Origin of the sequence: Streptomyces sp. NPDC017890 (assembly GCF_044328675.1) — a bacterium.
In the GTDB taxonomy this organism is placed as follows: Bacteria; Actinomycetota; Actinomycetes; order Streptomycetales; family Streptomycetaceae; genus Streptomyces.
Window position 1 is genome coordinate 1 of sequence record NZ_JBIRHU010000097.1, and the last position, 2,872, is coordinate 2,872.

The 2,872-nt window shown below is 70.2% G+C and carries 1 pseudogene; it reads right to left on the reverse strand.

Going from position 1 to position 2,872, the window contains the following annotated elements:
- Window positions 1–2,858 (reverse strand): annotated as a pseudogene (locus tag ACH4F2_RS35515) (SDR family NAD(P)-dependent oxidoreductase); the annotation flags it as partial.
- Between the last annotated feature and the right edge of the window lie 14 nt (window positions 2,859–2,872).

A 2,872-nucleotide genomic window follows, 5' to 3' on the forward strand; every position in this document is an offset into this window, starting at 1 on the left:
AGCCACAGCGGCCGCTGCGGATCACGGTCCCGGCCGTACGTCGCCAGCAACGCCTGCGCCTCGATCGGATCACCCAGCGTCGTCCCCGTACCGTGGCCCTCGACGACCGCGACGTCCTGGGGCGAGAGCTGCGCGTTGGCAAGCGCCTGGCGGATCACGCGCTGCTGCGAGGGGCCGTTCGGTGCCGTCAGACCGTTGGACGCACCGTCCTGGTTGATTGCCGAACCGCGCACCACCGCCAGCACCCGATGCCCGTTGCGGCGGGCGTCCGACAGCCGCTCGACGAGCAGCACACCGACGCCTTCGCCCCAGCCCATGCCGTCGGCGGCGTCGGCGAACGGCTTGGACCGCCCGTCACGGGCCATACCCCGCTGGCGGGCGAACTCGGTGAACGCCGTGGGGGTGCACATGACGGTGACACCGCCGACGAGGGCCATGGAGCACTCGCCGTTGCGCAGCGCCTGCGCCGCCATGTGCAGGGCCACCAGTGAGGACGAGCACGCGGCGTCCACGGACAGCGCGGGTCCTTCGAGGCCGAGGGTGTAGGAGACACGGCCCGAGATGACACTCGTGGCCTCGCCGGTGACGACGTACCCCTCCAGTTCGTCAGGGACGTTGGTGCTGACTCCGTAACCCACGGAGTAGGCGCCGGCGTAGACGCCGACGTCCTGGCCGCGCAGCGAGGTGGGGTCGATCCCGGCGCGCTCCAGCGCCTCCCACGAGGTCTCGAGGAAGAGCCGCTGCTGCGGGTCCATCGACAGCGCCTCACGGGGAGAGATCCCGAAGAAGTCGGCGTCGAACCCGGTGGCGTCGTACACGAACGCGCCCTCGCTGGTGTACGAGGTGCCAGGGCGGTCGGGGTCGGAGTCGAAGAGGGTGTCGAGTTCCCAGCCGCGGTCGGTCGGGAAGCCCGCCATCGCGTCGCCGCCGCTGGTGACCAGGTGCCACAGGTTTTCCGGGGAGTCGGCGCCGCCGGGGAACCGGCAGCTCATCGACACGATGGCGATCGGGTCGTCGTCAGGTCCCGCCCCGGGCGCGGCGGTGAGGCGACGGGCAGGTGCCATGTCCCGGAGTTCGCCGGTGAGTTCTGTTCTGAGGTGGTCGGCGAGTGCGGTGGGGGTCGGGTAGTCGAAGACGAGTGTGGCCGGCAGTTTCAGGCCCGTCGCGGAGTTCAGCAGGTTGCGCAGCTCGACCGCCGTCAGGGAGTCGAACCCCAGCTCCTTGAAGGCCAGACCGGCACCCACACCATCCGTGCCCGAGTGCCCCAGCACCGAAGCCGCGTGCGAACGGACCAGATCGAGCAGCAGTTCCTGCCGGCCGCGCTCGTCCAGCGCGGCCAGCCGCTGCGCCAGCCCCGAACCACCCGGCACGTCACCACGCGACTCCACCGTACGACGCACCGTCGCACGGACCAGACCACGCAGCACCACGGGCACCGCCTCGCCCTGACCACGCAGCACGGAGAAGTCCATCGGATGCGGCACCAGCAACGGCTCGTCCAGCGCCACCGATGTATCGAACAACCGCATGCCCTGTTCCGTGTCCAGCAGACGCAGGCCGGTACGGTACAGCCGCTGGATCTCGGTGTCGCCGAGGTGCTCGGTCATACTGCTGCGCTGGGTCCACAGGCCCCACGCCAGTGCCTGGCCGGGCAGGCCGCGCACCCGGCGGCGCTGCACGAGGGCTTCGAGGAACGCGTTGGCGGCGGCGTAGTTGCCCTGCCCGGAACTGCCGAAGACCGACGCCGCGGACGAGAACACCACGAACATCGCCAGGTCCATGTCCCGGGTCAGCTCGTCCAGGTTCACCGCAGCGTCCACCTTCGGACGCAGCACGTAGTCGATCCGCTCGGGCGTCAGCAGGGGGACGATCCCGTCGTCGAGGACACCGGCCGCGTGCACCACACCTGTCAGAGGGTGGGTGTCGGGGACGGTGGCGAGGGTGGCGGCGAGTGCGTCGCGGTCGGCGGCGTCACAGGCCACGACGGTCGCCTCGGCACCCAGCCCGGCCAGCTCGGCCTCCAGCTCCGCCGCACCCCGCGCCGCACGACCGCTGCGGCTGGTCAGCAGCAGGTGCCGCACACCACGCTCGACCACAAGGTGCCGGGCCAGCTCCGCGCCCAGCGTCCCGGTGCCACCCGTGATCAGCACCGTGCCCTCGGGATCGAGAGCACGCGGCACGGTCAGGACCACCTTGCCGACATGCCTGGCCTGGCTGACGTGACGCAGAGCGTCCTTGGCGCGCCGCACATCCCAGGTCGTGACGGGCAGCGGTTCGAGTACGCCCTCCTCGAAGAGACGCAGCACCTCGACGAGCATGGCCTGAGTACGCTCCGGACCGGCCTCGACCAGGTCGAACGCCTGGTAGTGCACGCCGGGACGGTCCTGACTGATCTGTTCGGGGTCGCGCTGGTCGGTCTTTCCCATCTCCAGGAAGCGCCCGCCCCGGGGCAGCAGCCGCAGCGAGGCGTCCACGAACTCCCGCGCCAGCGAGTTCAGTACGACATCCACACCCCGCCCGCCGGTCGCCTCGAGGAACCGCTGCTCGAACTCCAGATCACGCGACGACGCGATATGAGCGTCATCAAGCCCCAGCGAACGCAGCGTCTCCCACTTACCGGGACTCGCCGTCGCGAACACCTCAGCACCGAAATACCGCGCCAGCTGGATCGCGGCCATGCCGACACCACCGGCACCACTGTGCACCAGAACGGACTCGCCCTCACGCAGGCCGCCGAGGTCCTTGAGGCCGTAGTAGGCGGTGAGGAACACGATCGGCAACGACGCGGCCTGCTCGAACGACCAGCCCTCAGGAATCCGCGCCAGGAACGACCGCCCGGTCACCACATACGGACCGAACGACTGATCCGCCA